The sequence below is a fragment of the Microbacterium sufflavum genome, assembly GCF_023091155.1.
GTDB classification, from domain to species: Bacteria; Actinomycetota; Actinomycetes; order Actinomycetales; family Microbacteriaceae; genus Microbacterium; species Microbacterium sufflavum.
In genome coordinates, this window is record NZ_JAHWXK010000003.1 from 203,228 (window position 1) to 217,552 (window position 14,325).

Sequence of the window (14,325 nt, forward strand, 5' to 3'; positions counted from 1 at the left end):
TGCTAGCTTTTCGTCAAAAGTTGTTCGAACCGAATTCGAAGTTCTGCGTCTGCACTCCGAAGTGCTGTGGTTTACTGACCGAATGGTTGACGTGCTGAGGCCGGTCACGGTGCCCTCCCCGGGGACGGGCGAGATCTTCCAGATCCTCCGCGACGGCCAGGCGCGCACCAAGGCCGAGCTCGCGGCGCTCACCGGACTCGCCCGCTCGACCGTCGCCCTCCGTGTCGACGCGCTCCTCGCCGCCGGGCTCCTGCGGCCGGCGGGCGAAGCCGCCTCCACGGGCGGACGCCCGCCCGCGCGGGTGGCCTTCAATCCCCGCGCCGGACTCTCGCTCGCGGTCGACCTCGGGGCCACGCACGCCACGGTCGCGGTCGCCGATCTGTCCGGCGTCATCCTCGACGCCCGCACGCGCACGATCGACATCGGCGACGGCCCCGAGAAGCTCCTCGACACCATCCTGGCCGACGGCGCCGCGCTGCTCGCGGCGACCGCGGACGGACTACCGCTGGTCGGCGTCGGCATCGGGGTGCCCGGCCCCGTCGAGCACTCGACCGGACGGCCCACGAACCCGCCGATCATGCCGGGGTGGGACCGCTTCGACGTTCCCGCCTATGTGCAGCGGACATTCGACGTGCCCGTGCTGGTCGACAACGACGTGAACATCCTCGCGCTCGGCGAGCAGGCCACCAGCTGGCCCCGCGTCGACGACCTGATCTTCGTCAAGGTGTCCACGGGCATCGGCGCCGGCATCATCGCGGGCGGACAGCTGCAGCGCGGAGCCCAGGGCTCGGCGGGCGACATGGGCCACGTGCAGGTGCCGCGGGGGGCGGGATCCGAGCGCGATCCGGACGACGAGCGCGACCTCGAGGCCCTGGCCAGCGGCTCGGCCCTCGCGATCGCGCTGCGCGCCGCGGGGCACGAGGTGCACAGCGCCTCCGACGTGGTCGACCTCGTGCGCGGAGGCAACGCGGCGGCGATCGAGGCGACCCGGCAGGCGGGCCGCGACGTGGGCGAGGTGCTCGCCACCGTCGTGAACCTCCTCAACCCGTCGATCATCGTGCTGGGCGGCAGCATCGCGCGGGCCGGCGAGCATCTGCTGGCCGGTGTCCGCGAGGTCGTGTACCGCCGGTCGATCCCCCTCGCCACCCAGCACCTGGCCATCGTGCAGTCCCAGGCCGGAGACCGGGCCGCGGTGCTGGGGGCGGCGATCATGGTCGCCCGCGAGGTGCTCTCCCCCGCGAGCGTCGACCGCTATGTCGCGGCGAAGGGGTCGAAGTCGGCCGACAGCGCGCCGACCTGATCGAGCGTGCTGGCCACCTCGACGAAGCGGCGCTGTTCCGCGGCCTCCTCGATCGACAGCAGCGTGTCGAGCACGTGGTACGCGAACTCGCCCGTGGCGACGTGCGGGCGGTCGTCCGCGATCGAGCGGACCATGTCCAACAGGCCGATGCCGCGACCGGCGAGCACGCCCTCCTGGGCGACGTCGACGATCTCCTGCTCCACGGGCTCCGGCGGCACGAAGTGGCGCGCGAGCGGGCGGGTGATCGTGATCGGTCCCCCGAAGGTGTTGGGGTCGGGGATCGTGATCGTGCCCTCGGTCCCGGTGATCTCCACGATGCCCTGCCGCACGAGGGGCGAGTCGGTGCTGTAGAGGCTCTGGGCCTGACCGCCGCCCTCGAAGTCGAGCAGCACGCTCAGCGTCGACGGGATCTCGACGGGGAACTCCTGCCCGGCGAGCTCGCCGACCTGCACCCGCCTGGTCGGCGCACCCTGCAGCCCGAGCGCGGCGACCGCCGCCACCGGGCCGAACACGTGCACGAGCGTCGAGACGTAGTACGGGCCCATGTCGAGCAGCGGACCAGCGCCCCTGGCGTAGAGGAACGCCGGGTTCGGGTGGAAGATCTCCGGGCCCTGCCACTGGAACGTCGTCTGCCCGAACAGCGGCCGCCCGATGTCGCCGCGGGCGATCGCGCGCTTCGCGGTCTGCACCCCGGGGCCGAGCACCGTGTCGGGCGCGGCGCCGATGCGCCGTCCGGCCGCCTCGGCGGTGCGCAGCAGCCGGCTGGCCTCCTCCCGGCTCACGCCGAGCGGCTTCTCCGTCCACACGTGCTTCCCGGCGCGGATGATCGCCTCGGACACCGCGACGTGCGCGGCCGGGATCGTGAGGTTGACGACCACGGCGATGTCGGGGTCGTCGAGCACCACGTCCACGCCGCCCGCCCGCGGCACGCCGTACGCCTCGGCCTGAGCGCGGGCGCGCTCCGGGAGGAGGTCGCCGATCGCGAGCACCCGCACGTCGGGGAACCGGGTCAGGTTCTGCAGGTACTGGTCGCTGATGTTGCCCGCGCCGATGATGCCGACGCCGACCGCGTCGCCTGCGCGCCCCATCAGCCCGCGACCTCCGCGTCGAGGAACCGCCGACTGCGCTCGATCGCGTCGAACAGGTCGCCCTCGTAGTGGTCGAACTCCACGATGGCGAGCTCGAGCGCGGGGGCCGCCGCGATGGCCGCCACGAGCGGGACGGCGCCGTCGCCCGCGGGCACCTGGTCCGCCGGCGGGTAGGCGTCGAGCAGGGCGGGGTCGAGCGTGCCGTCCTTGGCGTGCACCGCGATCACGCGGTCGCCCAGGCGCTCCAGCAGGGCCTCGGGGTCGACCCCACCGCGCGCCACCCAGTAGAGGTCCACCTCCAGCACCACGCGGTCGTCGAGCAGGCCCGCCAGCACCTCCAGCCCCGTCACGCCGTCGAACGCGGCCTCGAGCTCGTGGGCGTGGTTGTGGTAGCCGACGCGCACGCCCATCGCGGCGCCGACCTCGGCCGCGGCGTTGAGCAGTCGGGCGGTCTCGGCGATCTGCTCCACCGACTCCCAGCGGGCAGGTTCGGTGTACGGGTCGATCACGGTGTGCATGCCGAGCGTCTTCGCCGCCGCGAACACCTCGGCGGGCGCGGGCACGGGCAGGGTGGTGCCGCTGCCGTCCGGGTTGACGAACGACTCCGACGCCAGGAACGCGTGTCCGGAGGGCGCGGTGAGGCCGGCGGCGGCGAGCGCGGCGGCCATCGCCTCGGCCCTGCGCACGAAGTCGTACGGCTCGACGGCCGTGAACCCGCGCGCGGCGACGGCGGCGAGAGTGCCGTCGAGGTCGGCCTCCAGCTGCTCGCGGATGGTGAACAGCTGCAGGGACGTCTGGATCGTCATCGGTCGTGCTCCTCGGGTCGTCGGCGACTCGCGGGTGGTGCCCCGCGCTGGCACGCTATCACCGAATACCTCCACATGGAAGTTTTGGTCGCACTAGACTCGGCCCATGCCCCCCTCCTCCGCCGACGGTCCCGAGCGCCCACGCGCCCGCGGCGCCTACGCCAAGGGGATCGCGCGTCGGCAGGAGATCCTCGACCGCGCGATCGAGGTGTTCGCGACCCGCGGCGCCGACCGCACGAGCCTGCGCGCGATCGCCAGCGAGGTCGGCGTCACGCACGCCGCGCTCACGCACTACTTCGGCTCCCTGGAGGAGCTCCTGGTCGCGGTCTACCGCGAGAGCAACGCCCCTGGCCGGCACCCCGAGGCGCGAGACGACGCGACGCCCGTGGAGAGCATGATCCTGTCGGCCAGGGTCAACCGCGAGGTGCCAGGCCTCGTGCAGCTGTACTCGGCCCTGGTGGCCTCCGCGCTGGAGGAGGGCCATCCGGCGGCGAGGGAGTTCGCCACCGACCGGTTCGCGCGACTGCGAGCGAGCATCGCCGCGACCGTGCGGCAGCAGCAGCGCGAGGGGCGCATCCGCGACGACGCCGACCCCGAGGCGGTCGCGGCCCTGGTCATCGCCGCCTCGGACGGCCTGCAGACGCAGTGGCTGCTCGACCCCGACGCCCCGCAGCACGAGGCGCTGACACTGCTGGACCGCCTGCTCCGCCCCACCTCGGGTGCCGAGCCCCGACCACCGGAGGATGACCGCGCATGAGCACAGGACGGGTCGTGGTGGGCGGGTCCACCGGATTCATGGGGCAGTACCTCACCGAACGCCTGCGCGGGCAGGGGCGGGAGGTCGTCACGGTCTCTCGCGCGGGCGCCGACCTCGCCTGGACCGACCAGGCCGGGATCGACGCCGCGGTCGAGGGTTCCGCGCTCGTCCTCGGCCTCGCGGGCAAGAGCGTCAACTGCCGGTACACGCCGGCGAACCGCGCCGAGATCTTCCGCTCCCGGCTCGACACCACCGCCGCCCTGCGCACCGCGATCGCGCGCGCCTCGGCCCCGCCCGCCCTGTGGATCAACTCGTCCACCGCGACGATCTACCGCCACGCCGAGGACCGGCCGATGACCGAGGCGGACGGCGAGCTCGGCAGCGGCTTCTCGGTCGAGGTCGCGAAGGCCTGGGAGCGGGAGCTGTTCACGGGCGCGCTGCCCGGCACGCGCCGTGTCGCCCTGCGCAGCGCGATCGTGCTGGGCGACGGCGGAGTGCTCGGCCCGCTGCGCACCCTCGCCCGCCTGGGCCTCGGTGGTCCGCAGTACGACGGGCGCTGGCCGGTGAGCCGTGCGCGCCGGGAGGCCGGCACCGCGCATCGCTTCGGCGCACGCCGCGGTCGCCAGCGGTTCAGCTGGATCCACCTCGACGATGTGGCTCGGATCGTGGAGTTCCTGGAGCAGACGCCGGCGCTGGAGGGTCCGGTGAACGCCGCGTCGCCGAACCCCGTGGACAACGTCGCCTTCATGGCGGCCGTGCGTCGCGCGCTGGGGGTGCGTCTCGGCCCGCCGACGCCGCGGTGGATGCTGGAGCTGGGCGCGATCGGCATCCGCACCGAGACCGAGCTCGTCTTGAAGAGCCGGTGGGTGCTGCCCGAGAAGCTCCGTGCCGCGGGCTTCACGTTCCGCTATCCCGACCTCGATGAGGCGCTGCGCTCCTCCTTCGCCGCGTCGACCTGATCGCACCCCGGCGCGCGATCAGGTCGACGCCTCCGGCGAGGGTCACACCGAACGCTGCAGGGCCGGGAACGTCCAGCTCCCGTCGAGGAGCTCGGCCCGCGGACGGTACAGACGCACGAGGTAGTTCCACCCCTCCGGAATCGGGATCACGTTCGGCACGCCGTCGGGGTGGTCGCCGAACCGCACCGTGATGGCGCCGTCGTCGTCCCGGACTCCGGTGATGTTGTTGATCGTGTAGGCACCGCGGTCGTTCGGCTCGAAGAAGCCGTCGGCGTTGTACACCGAGATGGACCAGAACCCGTCCACGGGAACGTCGACCACTCGGAGCTCGTACCGCCCCCGCGGCAGCCGCGGGTCGACGCCGATGTACTGAGCCTCCCAGGAGGGCAGCCCTCCCCACCCCGCCGCGGTTCCGATCAGGTGACGGATCGGATCGACTTCGGCCTCGGCCCCGAACATGCGGTCGAAGCCGCGCAGGTTCCGCGCAAGAGTCAGCAGCGCCCCGCGTGTCTCGTCCAGGTCCGCGGGGTCGTCGTCGGGGAGGGGGAAGGGCTCGGCGGACGCACTGTCGATCCCGAGCTGATCCTGGAGCGCCGTCACGACGGCCACGTCTGCCTGGTCTTCCGGGTCGACGAGGATGCGCACCGCGACCACGACGTAGGGTGTGCCGAACCGCTCGGTGGTCAGCCGGTACTCTCCGGGGTCGTGGAAGACGGCGTCCACGTAGTGGCGTTCGTTGACGACCATCGCCGAGAGGTAGCGATCGCCGTGGTCCGGGATCGTGAGCGTCGCCCCCGCGCGGATGTCGACGACGGCGAAGCTGTAGAGCGTGTCGCGGTTGAGCCGGATGACCGTCTGATGCTCGATCGCGGCCGGCTCCCTGTTGTGTCGGAACCGGTTCACGCCCCCGGCATCGCGCTGCAGGTCGGACATCATGCGGTGGGTCTCGGCGACGGCGAAGTTCTCCACGTTCACGGGTGCGCTCATACCGGCATGATGGCACCGACGCGCACCCCGAGCCAGGACCGTCTCGAACGGCCGGTCTCCGAACCGTCTACGCTCCCGCCGCGGGCGCGTCGCCGTCGTCGCGTCGCCGCTTCTCGAGTTCCTCGCGCAACCGCCACTCCTCGATCTCGCGGTCGAGGTCGGCGATCTGCTGCTCCGTCGTGCGGGTGTCGCGGGGCCGGGAGGGGGGCGCCGTCACGGTGGGTGCGGCGGGTCGTTCGGCCCTCCGCATCCGGGGGATCGCGACGCCGCCCTCGCCGTACTCGCGTCCGAGCGCGAACCACAGCAGGCTTCCGACGAGCGGCAGCAGGATCACGATGATCAGCCACACCATCTTGGGCAGGTGCTTCACCTGCCCGTCGTCGCGGGTGATGATGTCGATCAGCGCACCGACCATCAGCGCGATGATCAGCAGCGAGAACAGGAACGGCATGAGTTCAGGGTAGACGACGGGTCGTGCGCCGCGCCGCCCTAGGGCAGGAGATGCCCGGCGGCGCGGAACAGCTCGTACCACTCGGGCCGCGTGAGGACGACGTCGGCGCCGGCCGCCGCGTCCCGCACGCGCTCGGGGGTCGTGGTCCCCAGCACGACCTGCATCCCGGCGGGGTGCCGCGTGATCCACGCGGTGGCGATCGCGATCGGCTCGACGCCGTACTGGGCCGCGAGCCGGTCGATCACGGCGTTCAGCTCGGCATACTCCGGACTCCCCAGGAAGACACCGGCGTCGGTGCCGCTCTGGAACGGCGACCACGCCTGCACCGTGATGCCGTTCAGCCGGCAGTAGTCGACGATGCCGCCGCCGTCGCGCACGATGCTCTGGTCGTGTCCGCCGATGTTCGCTGCGACCGGCTGCGCGATGATCGGCGCGTGGGTGAGCGACAGCTGCAGCTGGTTGGCGATCAGGGGCTGGCGGACGGCCGTGCGGAGCAGGTCGATCTGCGACGGGGTGTGATTCGAGACGCCGAACGCCCTGACCTTGCCGGAGGACTCGAGGTGGTCGAACGCGCGCGCGACCTCGTCGGGCTCGACGAGCGCGTCCGGTCGGTGCAGCAGAAGGACGTCGATGCGATCGGTGCGCAGCGCCGCGAGCGATCCCTCGACCTGGGTGACGATGTGGTCGTAGGAGAAGTCGAACATCCCCTGCGTCGGCACGATGCCGCACTTGGTCTGCAGCACGATCTCGTCGCGCTCGCCCGGGCTGAGGGCGAGCGCCTCCGCGAAGCGGGCCTCACAGCGGTGCATCGCACCGCCGTAGATGTCGGCGTGGTCGAAGAAGTCGATGCCGGCCTCGCGGGCTGTCGCATACAGCTCGCGGATGTGGGCGTCGTCCTTGTCGGCGATACGCATCATCCCGGCGATGACGGCGGGGGCGGTGGCGGTTCCGAAGGGCACGGTCTTCATGGTCGCCACGCTATCGCGCACTCACGGGTCCACGGCAGTCGAGAACGGCAGGAGGTCCGTCACCGGGATGTCGAGCGCCGCCGCGATGCGCGCGAGGTCGACCATGGTGAAGTCCACGCGCGCGTCGAAGAGGTCGTGCAGTCGACGAGCGGAGATGCCTGATCGATCCGCCAGCCGGTCGAGCGACACTCCGGCGTGCAGTCGCGCCGCCTCCACCGTCGATGCCATCGTGTGACTCAGTTCTGTCCCCATACGCCGACACTACCCCCACACGCGGACACTCACTCGGGAAGAATGAACCGATATGACGGCATCTTGATCTCGGAGCGCTGCTAGGGTGTGCCGAATGAGGACACCTGCCGAGCAGTTCAACGAGGCCGTCGGGCGGCAGATGCGGGCCGAGATCGCCGCCGCGCGCAGCAGCATCGCGGCGATGGCGCGCAGCGTGGGGATCGCACGCAGCGCCCTCGACAACTACGTCACCGGAAAGCGCGCGATCCCGGTGCCCGTGGTCTATGCCGTGTGCGCGACTCTCGGGATCGAGCCGCACGTCCTGGTCGCGAGAGCCGAGGAGCGCCTCGACGCCGACGGCACCACCGCCATCATCACTCCCCTGCGCCGCACCGCCGATGTCGCCACCCCGCGCGACAATACCCGCGAGGTCGCCTTCGAATCCGACGAGCGGCACGACGCCGACACCGACGACCTCTACGACTGACGCCGACGACCGTGGGAGGACGCACATGCAGCAGCTCCTCCTGCGCGCCGAAGACCTCGGTCTGCGCGTGATCGAGCGCCCGGGACGCACGCGCGGCGGGTTCGATCCCGCGACCGGCACCATCCGCCTCGCGCCGGGCATGAGCAGACGGACGGCCCGCAGCGTGCTGGCGCATGAGCTGGGTCACGCACATCTCGGTCATCGACCCACCGAGGTCCCCCACACCCGCGAACGCCAGGAACGGGCGGCGGACGAGTGGGCCGCCCGGCTCCTCCTCACACCGCAGGCGTATGCCGCCGCCGAGCGGGCTCGCGGCGCGCACCTCGCGAGCCTCGCCTTCGAGCTCGATGTCACTGTCGAGATCGTCGTCGCCTTCCAGCGTCTGCTGCGCCAGGGGACCACCGCGACCCGGGCGGCGTGAGGTCCCCCCGCATCGCACTGGTTGAATGGGGACATGGCCTTCCTCGTCCCGCCCGCCCCCGTGACCCTGACCGGCGACCTCGTCGAGCTGCGTCCCCTCGATCGCTCCCACATCGACGGGCTGGTCGACGCCGTCCGCGAGGGCGAGCTGTGGAAGACGGCGTGGTACACGTCGGTCCCGGAGCCCGACGGCGTGGCCGCGGAGGTGGATCGGCGGCTCGGGCTCGTCGACCGCGGCGAGATGCTGCCGTTCACCGCGATCGACGCGAGCGGACGGATCCTCGGCCTCACGTCGTACTACGACATCGTCGCCGACGTGCCCCGGCTCCACATCGGCTACACCTGGAACCGCCCGTCCGCGCACGGAACCGGAACCAACGCGGAGTCGAAGCTGCTGCTCCTGCGGCACGCGTTCGAAACGCTCGGGGTGTTCCGCGTGGGGCTCACCACGCAGTGGGTCAACTTCCAGTCGCGCACGGCGATCGAGCGACTGGGCGCCAAGCAGGACGGCGTGATGCGCGCGATGAGTCGTTACCGCAACGGCGCGCTCCGCGACAGCGTCGAGTACTCCATCATCGAGCCCGAGTGGCCCGCGGTCCGGGCGAACCTGGAGGCGCGGTTGTCCCGTCGGCGCTGAGCGATCGCGCCGACGGGGTCGGCCTCACTCGGTCGGGCTGCCGGTCCAGTTCTTGGAGCGGCGCGTGGCCGAACCGCGCTGCCGCATCGCGAAACCGAGGGCGAGCGAGACCAGGATGATGCCGGCGCAGAAGGTGAGCGCGGCGGCAGTGTCGGGAAGCTCGTGCGCGATCCCCAGCAGCCAGAAGCCTCCGAGGAAGAGGATCATGAAGAACAAGAAGCTGAGGATCACGGGATCTCCTGTCGTCGGTGCCCTACCAGGATAGCCCGGGCCCGGGAAGGCCCTGTGCCGCGGTCTCCGGCCCTGGTGTGATCGTCGCATGACCAGTACGCTCACCGCCCTCGCGATCTCCTGCACGCTCAAGCCCTCCCCCGCGGAGTCGAGCTCCGATCTCCTCTCGCGCCAGCTGCTCGACGCCCTGTCCGCTCATGACGTCTCGGGCGACGTGGTGCGGGCCGTCGACTTCGACATCCGCCCCGGCGTCGAGAAGGACATGGGCGACGGCGACCAGTGGCCGACTCTGCGTCGGCGGGTGCTGGCGGCGGACATCCTCGTGTTCGTGACGCCGACCTGGATGGGCCAGCACTCGAGCGTGGCGCAGCGCGTGCTCGAGCGGCTCGACGCCGAGCTGAGCGAGACCGACGACCAGGGCCGCCCGATCCTGTTCGACAAGGTCGCGATCGCCGGCGTGCTCGGGAACGAGGACGGCGCCCACCACATCTCGGCGATCCTGTTCCAGGCGCTCGACGACATCGGCTACACGATCCCCGCCCAGGCCTCGGTGTACTGGAACGGCGAGGCGATGCAGACGGTCGATTACAAAGACCTCGAGGAGACCCCGGAGAAGGTGGCCTCGGCCATCCAGACGGCCGCGCGCAACGCGGCACACCTCGCACGGCAGCTGACCGCGCAGCCGTACCCGGCGTCCTGACGCGAGGACACCCGCCGCGGCGCCCTCACTCCGTGGCCGCGAGGCGCCGGCGCCAGTAGTCGATCTCCGCCTTCGACCGTGGATGGCTCAGGGGATCGACCGCGGCATCGGCGTCGTCGAGCCACGCCTGCGCGGAGAGCCGGTCCCCGGCCACGCACGACAGGGCGCCGAGCGCGATGCCGGGCGTGAACGGTCGGGTGCGCAGGTGGAGCGTCGTCTCGGTGTGGCCGGTCACCGGATCCCGCACGCCCTCCGCAGCCGGGATGCCCTCCCCTGTGGTGAGCACCGCCGCGAGCCGAGCCCGGTCGCCGCAGGCGCCCAGGAACGGCACGATGGCCGAGCGCACGCGGGCGGCCAGCCGCTCGAGGGTGTCCTCCTCCGCGAACCACGCGCTCTCCACGATCGACACATCGAGCTGGTAGGGCTTCACCCGCTGCGGGTCGCGGTGGGCGGCGACGCCGTCCTCCGGATGCAGCGCCGGGAACAGCACGCCGTAGTGCACGCTCATGTGCAGGCCGCTGGAGAAGAAGTCGATGACCTCGACGCGGTCCTCCACGGTCCGCCGCCACGTGCGCCCCGACTTGCGGAAGCCGAATCCGCGCATCGTGCCGTCGACGTGGTCGCGCAACAGTCGATCGACCTCACCACGCAGCACCCGGGGGATCGGATTCGCCTTGGCCCGTACGGCCGCCGCTTTCTCCCGCTTCAAGTCGTCGTCGCGCGTCGCCGCTCGGGCCGTCGCCTCCGAGCCGAGCGCCGCTCCGATGCGCTTCACCAGATCGCGGCGTGCGATGCTCTCCAGCAGCGCCTCGATCTCTGCGGTGTCGGCGGGCGCATCGCGCTGCACCAGACTGTCGATCGCCGCGGTCGCCACCCGCAGGGCGAGCGACTCGGTCTGCGGGGGTCGCGTGGCGGCGCCCTGGCGGGCGAGCGCGCCGAGTAGCGGCGCGGGTACGTCGTCCGAGGACAGCCAGCGCGCGGCGACGACGGCCGCGCGCACGAGATCCTCGTTCGACGGCGTGAAGAGATGGCCGTCCGCGGCCACCCCGGTCTCGGCCGCGGCGCGTATCCACTCGCGCACCAGACGGCGGCCGGCGTCGGACTGCACGTGCTGCCGCGCCTGGCGCTGCCAGGTCTGGGACGGCGCCTTGTGTCCGAGCGCGGCCAGGTGCCGCACGATCGGTTCGATGTCATCCACGGGCAGCGCGCGGGCGAGTCGTCGTGCCGACTCGGCCCACTCGTCTCCGTCGTCGACCACCGTGAGGTCGAGGACTCCCGACGGCAGGAACGACGCCCGCAGGCGGCGCGCGACCTTGAGATCCTTGTCGACGCCGTAGCGAGAGGCGAACCGTCCGGACATCAGCCCGTCGAGGTGCTGCACGCTGGCCTCGAGCGCCTCATACAGCTCGGCATCCCGATGCCCGGCGTCCGTCGCCGTCTCGGCGCCGCGCAGCGCCGGGGCGCACACATAGCTCATGGCATCGATGGCGAGCGCGGCGCGCAGGGCGAACGCCGCGGTCTCTGCGTCCCAGGGCAGCTTCTTGCGCGGGAGGGATCGGATGAGATCGTCTTCGGCCGATCGATGCCGCCACCCGTTCACGAGCTGCGGGCTGACGTCCATGATCAGCAGCAGCGCGACGAGCTGGAGGCGCGGTGTCGACGCTCTCCCGGCGAAGGCCTCCGCCCAGTCGGTGTCCGACGACACGGGACGACCGAGGGCCTCCCCCAGCTCACGGCGCAGTGCCTCGCGGGTCAGTGCCACGCCGGCACCGCCGAGCGCTTACTCGGCGGGACCATCGATGACTTCGTCGACCAGGCTGATACCTCCGGACGAGCTCGCCTCGACCATCAGCGCCTGGATCCACTTCACGTTGAGCTGCGGGGTCTCCGGCTCCTCGAACGTGAACCGGAGCGGGATGGACGGGTGCAGCCAGATGGTCGAGCGACCGGGCGTATCGCCCTCGGGGTGACGCCAGGAGAGCGTGAAGCTCTCGTTGCGGCGGAGCTTGGTCGCGATCGCGACCTTGAGGTGTGCGAGGGCGCGGTCCTCGATCTGGATCTCGCTGCCGCTCCCGTACTGCATGGTTCCCATGCCACGACTGTAGCGGGCGGCTCTCCCGCATGCGAAGGCCGTGCTGCGCTCGCGGGAGGAGGACTCGTCCGGGGCTGTCAAGGCCCTGGGCCCGGCGCGGTGCGGGTGTAGGTTCCGCGCATGGAGACGATCAGAGTGGGTCTCGTCGCGGATCCGGCGTCGCCCACCGCCGTTGCGCGCCGGATGACCGGCCTCACTCCACCGCTCGCCGCCGAGGCCGACGGATGGATCGTCGAGCTCGTCAGCGAGCCGTTCACCCTCGGGTCGGAGGATGTGGACGTCGCTCTGGAGCGACTCCGCTCGCACGCCGATCAGCACGGGTGGGACCTCGTCATCGGCGTCACCGAGCTTCCGCTCCGCGACGACGACGGCCGCTATCTCCTGGCAGCGGTCCACCCTCGACGGCGCTCCGCCGTCCTGTCGCTTCCCGCACTGGGAGGGTTCCGGGTGCAGCGCCGCGCACGACACGCGGTTCGGGGCCTCGTGGACGGGATGGCTGAACCCGTCTCGCCGGAAGAGCAGCGCCTGCCGCTCCCCCGGCTCAGCGCCCGGGGGCGTGTGCTCCTGGGCATGGTGCTGGCCAACCGCCCGTGGCGGCTCGCCGCGGGTCTCAAATCGGCGCTCGTCGCCGCCCTCGCCACCGGCGCGGTGGCGACCATCGAGCCGACCGTGTGGTCTCTCGCCCTCTCGCTGTCGCCCTGGCGCCTGGTGGCGGCGACGGTGGCCTCGATCGCGATCATCATCGCCTGGATCGTGATCGACGGCAGGCTGTGGGACCGACCCGACGACGACTCGCCCGCGGCGCGGGAGCGATCCCGTCTCTACAACACCTCGACGCTGCTGACCCTCACCGTCGGGATCGTCATCTGCTATCTGACGCTCTACGTCGTGAACCTGGCGTGGGCGCTGTTCGTCCTCGACCCCGCGGTCATGAGTGAAGACCTCGGGCGGTCCGTCGAGTTCGGCGATCTGTTCGTGCTCACCTGGTTCGTCGCGTCGGCGGCGACTGTCGGCGGGGCGTTGGGCACCGGCCTGGAGTCCGACGAGGCGATCCGGGCCGCCACGTACTCCAAGCGCGAGGAGGAGCGCCGCGCCCGGTTGGCCGACGAGCGCGACGCCCGGTGACGACTGCCGGGTGCACGTCCACGCGGAAGGGCCCCGCCACCTGCTCATGGTGAGCGGGTCGCGGGGCCTATCGATCGTCGACGTCGGCCGGGGGACTCAGAAGTCCCAGTCGTCGTCTTCCGTGGCCTCGGCCTTGCCGATGACGTACGAGGAGCCCGACCCCGAGAAGAAGTCGTGGTTCTCGTCCGCGTTCGGGGAGAGCGCCGACAGGATCGCCGGGTTCACGTTGGTGACCGTCGAGGGGAACATCGCCTCGTAGCCCAGGTTCATCAGGGCCTTGTTGGCGTTGTAGTGCAGGAACTTCTTGACGTCCTCGGTCAGGCCGACGCCGTCGTAGAGGTCCTGCGTGTACTGCACCTCGTTGTCGTACAGCTCGTAGAGCAGCGAGAACGTGTAGTCCTTCAGCTCGTCCTTGCGCGCCTGGTCGAGCGTCTCGAGCCCGCGCTGGAACTTGTAGCCGATGTAGTAGCCGTGCACGGCCTCGTCACGGATGATGAGGCGGATGAGGTCGGCGGTGTTGGTGAGCTTCGCCCGGCTCGACCAGTGCATCGGCAGATAGAAGCCCGAGTAGAAGAGGAAGCTCTCCAGCAGGGTCGAGGCGACCTTGCGCTTGAGCGGGTCGTCGCCGCGGTAGTAGTCCGTGACGATCTGCGCCTTCTTCTGCAGGTTCGGGTTCTCCACCGACCAGCGGAACGCCTCGTCGATCTCCTTCGTCGAGCACAGCGTCGAGAAGATCGACGAGTAGCTCTTCGCGTGCACCGACTCCATGAACGCGATGTTCGTGTAGACGGCCTCCTCGTGCGGAGTGATCGCATCGGGGATGAGCGACACGGCGCCGACGGTGCCCTGGATGGTGTCGAGCAGCGTCAGGCCGGTGAACACCCGCATCGTGAGCGTCTGCTCCTCGGGAGTGAGCGTGTTCCACGACTGGATGTCGTTCGACAGCGGCACCTTCTCGGGCAGCCAGAAGTTGTTCACCAGGCGGTTCCAGACCTCGAGGTCCTTGTCGTCCTGGATGCGGTTCCAGTTGATCGCCTGCACGCTGTCGACCAGCTTGAGGGGTTCGTGCGGAGTCATTTCTCGTTG

General features: G+C 71.0%; 18 protein-coding genes. 8 read left to right on the top strand and 10 right to left on the bottom strand.

Annotation, left to right across the window (positions count from 1 at the left end; genetic code table 11):
- The first annotated feature begins 82 nt into the window (after positions 1-82).
- Entirely contained in the window at positions 83-1,300 is a 1,218-nt protein-coding gene (locus KZC56_RS17055) for an ROK family transcriptional regulator (protein WP_136031098.1), read from the top strand.
- Here KZC56_RS17055 and KZC56_RS17060 read toward each other — a convergent pair.
- Complete coding sequence (locus KZC56_RS17060; protein ID WP_247639094.1) at positions 1,252-2,388, bottom strand: Gfo/Idh/MocA family protein; 1,137 nt, start codon at positions 2,386-2,388, stop codon at positions 1,252-1,254. The two genes, KZC56_RS17055 and KZC56_RS17060, sit on opposite strands and share 49 nt — an antisense overlap.
- Positions 2,388-3,194, bottom strand: coding sequence for a sugar phosphate isomerase/epimerase family protein (locus KZC56_RS17065; RefSeq protein ID WP_247639095.1), 807 nt, complete (start codon positions 3,192-3,194; stop codon positions 2,388-2,390). The genes KZC56_RS17060 and KZC56_RS17065 overlap by 1 nt, the downstream gene beginning before the upstream one ends.
- Before the next feature lie 106 nt (positions 3,195-3,300).
- Between KZC56_RS17065 and KZC56_RS17070 the strand changes: the two genes are divergently transcribed.
- Both KZC56_RS17070 and KZC56_RS17075 read left to right on the top strand, forming a co-directional pair.
- Positions 3,301-3,951, top strand: a complete 651-nt coding sequence (locus KZC56_RS17070) for a TetR/AcrR family transcriptional regulator (RefSeq protein WP_136045873.1) — start codon at positions 3,301-3,303, stop codon at positions 3,949-3,951.
- The gene (locus KZC56_RS17075; RefSeq protein ID WP_247639096.1) at positions 3,948-4,910 is read left to right on the top strand and encodes an epimerase; all 963 of its coding nucleotides are present in this window, start codon (positions 3,948-3,950) and stop codon (positions 4,908-4,910) included. The genes KZC56_RS17070 and KZC56_RS17075 overlap by 4 nt, the downstream gene beginning before the upstream one ends.
- Before the next feature lie 42 nt (positions 4,911-4,952).
- Here the strand turns inward: KZC56_RS17075 and KZC56_RS17080 are convergent, their stop codons facing one another.
- The 4 genes from KZC56_RS17080 to KZC56_RS17095 form a co-directional block, all read right to left on the bottom strand.
- On the bottom strand, positions 4,953-5,897 hold the full coding sequence (locus tag KZC56_RS17080) for a DUF1214 domain-containing protein (RefSeq protein ID WP_247639097.1): 945 nt from the start codon (positions 5,895-5,897) through the stop codon (positions 4,953-4,955).
- Between the two features lie 67 nt (positions 5,898-5,964).
- A complete protein-coding gene (locus tag KZC56_RS17085) occupies positions 5,965-6,348 on the bottom strand; it encodes a PLD nuclease N-terminal domain-containing protein (protein WP_136037193.1) in 384 nt (127 codons plus the stop codon).
- 38 nt (positions 6,349-6,386) lie between these two features.
- A complete protein-coding gene (locus tag KZC56_RS17090; RefSeq protein ID WP_136031111.1) occupies positions 6,387-7,316 on the bottom strand; it encodes an aldo/keto reductase in 930 nt (309 codons plus the stop codon).
- Positions 7,317-7,337: 21 nt separating this feature from the next.
- Positions 7,338-7,568 carry a helix-turn-helix domain-containing protein gene (locus KZC56_RS17095; RefSeq protein WP_206253032.1) on the bottom strand — a complete coding sequence of 77 codons (231 nt, stop codon included), beginning with the start codon at positions 7,566-7,568 and terminating at the stop codon, positions 7,338-7,340.
- 94 nt (positions 7,569-7,662) lie between these two features.
- Here KZC56_RS17095 and KZC56_RS17100 point away from each other — a divergent pair, with 94 nt between their 5' ends.
- From KZC56_RS17100 to KZC56_RS17110, 3 genes are read left to right on the top strand one after another with little or no spacing between them, the layout of a single operon-like run.
- Entirely contained in the window at positions 7,663-8,034 is a 372-nt protein-coding gene (locus KZC56_RS17100) for a helix-turn-helix domain-containing protein (RefSeq protein ID WP_136031115.1), read from the top strand.
- Positions 8,035-8,059: 25 nt separating this feature from the next.
- Positions 8,060-8,455 (top strand): ImmA/IrrE family metallo-endopeptidase, encoded by a 396-nt coding sequence (locus KZC56_RS17105; RefSeq protein ID WP_136031117.1) that lies wholly within the window; start codon positions 8,060-8,062, stop codon positions 8,453-8,455.
- Between the two features lie 33 nt (positions 8,456-8,488).
- Entirely contained in the window at positions 8,489-9,091 is a 603-nt protein-coding gene (locus KZC56_RS17110; RefSeq protein ID WP_136031120.1) for a GNAT family N-acetyltransferase, read from the top strand.
- A 24-nt stretch (positions 9,092-9,115) separates the two neighbouring features.
- On the opposite strand, the gene KZC56_RS17115 is transcribed toward KZC56_RS17110, so the two are convergent.
- The gene (locus tag KZC56_RS17115; protein ID WP_136031122.1) at positions 9,116-9,322 is read right to left on the bottom strand and encodes a hypothetical protein; all 207 of its coding nucleotides are present in this window, start codon (positions 9,320-9,322) and stop codon (positions 9,116-9,118) included.
- Between the two features lie 88 nt (positions 9,323-9,410).
- Here KZC56_RS17115 and KZC56_RS17120 point away from each other — a divergent pair, with 88 nt between their 5' ends.
- Positions 9,411-10,022 carry a flavodoxin family protein gene (locus tag KZC56_RS17120; protein WP_247639098.1) on the top strand — a complete coding sequence of 204 codons (612 nt, stop codon included), beginning with the start codon at positions 9,411-9,413 and terminating at the stop codon, positions 10,020-10,022.
- A 25-nt stretch (positions 10,023-10,047) separates the two neighbouring features.
- Here KZC56_RS17120 and KZC56_RS17125 read toward each other — a convergent pair whose 3' ends face one another.
- Both KZC56_RS17125 and KZC56_RS17130 read right to left on the bottom strand, forming a co-directional pair.
- Complete coding sequence (locus KZC56_RS17125) at positions 10,048-11,784, bottom strand: DUF4304 domain-containing protein (protein ID WP_247639099.1); 1,737 nt, start codon at positions 11,782-11,784, stop codon at positions 10,048-10,050.
- Positions 11,785-11,802: 18 nt separating this feature from the next.
- Positions 11,803-12,114 (bottom strand): DUF7882 family protein, encoded by a 312-nt coding sequence (locus KZC56_RS17130; RefSeq protein WP_136031128.1) that lies wholly within the window; start codon positions 12,112-12,114, stop codon positions 11,803-11,805.
- Positions 12,115-12,234: 120 nt separating this feature from the next.
- Between KZC56_RS17130 and KZC56_RS17135 the strand changes: the two genes are divergently transcribed.
- Positions 12,235-13,239: a hypothetical protein gene (locus KZC56_RS17135; protein WP_206253023.1), complete on the top strand. Its 1,005-nt coding sequence runs from the start codon at positions 12,235-12,237 to the stop codon at positions 13,237-13,239.
- Between the two features lie 96 nt (positions 13,240-13,335).
- On the opposite strand, the gene nrdF is transcribed toward KZC56_RS17135, so the two are convergent.
- The gene (nrdF, locus tag KZC56_RS17140) at positions 13,336-14,316 is read right to left on the bottom strand and encodes a class 1b ribonucleoside-diphosphate reductase subunit beta (RefSeq protein WP_136037131.1); all 981 of its coding nucleotides are present in this window, start codon (positions 14,314-14,316) and stop codon (positions 13,336-13,338) included.
- Positions 14,317-14,325 lie beyond the last annotated feature (9 nt).

Bases quoted from the DNA above. Each gene is read 5' to 3' on its own strand.
- KZC56_RS17055 (WP_136031098.1), top strand. From the start codon at position 83: ATGGTTGACGTGCTGAGGCCGGTCACGGTGCCCTCCCCGGGGACGGGC.
- KZC56_RS17060 (WP_247639094.1), bottom strand. From the start codon at position 2,388: ATGGGGCGCGCAGGCGACGCGGTCGGCGTCGGCATCATCGGCGCGGGC.
- KZC56_RS17065 (WP_247639095.1), bottom strand. From the start codon at position 3,194: ATGACGATCCAGACGTCCCTGCAGCTGTTCACCATCCGCGAGCAGCTG.
- KZC56_RS17070 (WP_136045873.1), top strand. From the start codon at position 3,301: ATGCCCCCCTCCTCCGCCGACGGTCCCGAGCGCCCACGCGCCCGCGGC.
- KZC56_RS17075 (WP_247639096.1), top strand. From the start codon at position 3,948: ATGAGCACAGGACGGGTCGTGGTGGGCGGGTCCACCGGATTCATGGGG.
- KZC56_RS17080 (WP_247639097.1), bottom strand. From the start codon at position 5,897: ATGAGCGCACCCGTGAACGTGGAGAACTTCGCCGTCGCCGAGACCCAC.
- KZC56_RS17085 (WP_136037193.1), bottom strand. From the start codon at position 6,348: ATGCCGTTCCTGTTCTCGCTGCTGATCATCGCGCTGATGGTCGGTGCG.
- KZC56_RS17090 (WP_136031111.1), bottom strand. From the start codon at position 7,316: ATGAAGACCGTGCCCTTCGGAACCGCCACCGCCCCCGCCGTCATCGCC.
- KZC56_RS17095 (WP_206253032.1), bottom strand. From the start codon at position 7,568: ATGGGGACAGAACTGAGTCACACGATGGCATCGACGGTGGAGGCGGCG.
- KZC56_RS17100 (WP_136031115.1), top strand. From the start codon at position 7,663: ATGAGGACACCTGCCGAGCAGTTCAACGAGGCCGTCGGGCGGCAGATG.
- KZC56_RS17105 (WP_136031117.1), top strand. From the start codon at position 8,060: ATGCAGCAGCTCCTCCTGCGCGCCGAAGACCTCGGTCTGCGCGTGATC.
- KZC56_RS17110 (WP_136031120.1), top strand. From the start codon at position 8,489: ATGGCCTTCCTCGTCCCGCCCGCCCCCGTGACCCTGACCGGCGACCTC.
- KZC56_RS17120 (WP_247639098.1), top strand. From the start codon at position 9,411: ATGACCAGTACGCTCACCGCCCTCGCGATCTCCTGCACGCTCAAGCCC.
- KZC56_RS17130 (WP_136031128.1), bottom strand. From the start codon at position 12,114: ATGGGAACCATGCAGTACGGGAGCGGCAGCGAGATCCAGATCGAGGAC.
- KZC56_RS17135 (WP_206253023.1), top strand. From the start codon at position 12,235: ATGGAGACGATCAGAGTGGGTCTCGTCGCGGATCCGGCGTCGCCCACC.
- nrdF (WP_136037131.1), bottom strand. From the start codon at position 14,316: ATGACTCCGCACGAACCCCTCAAGCTGGTCGACAGCGTGCAGGCGATC.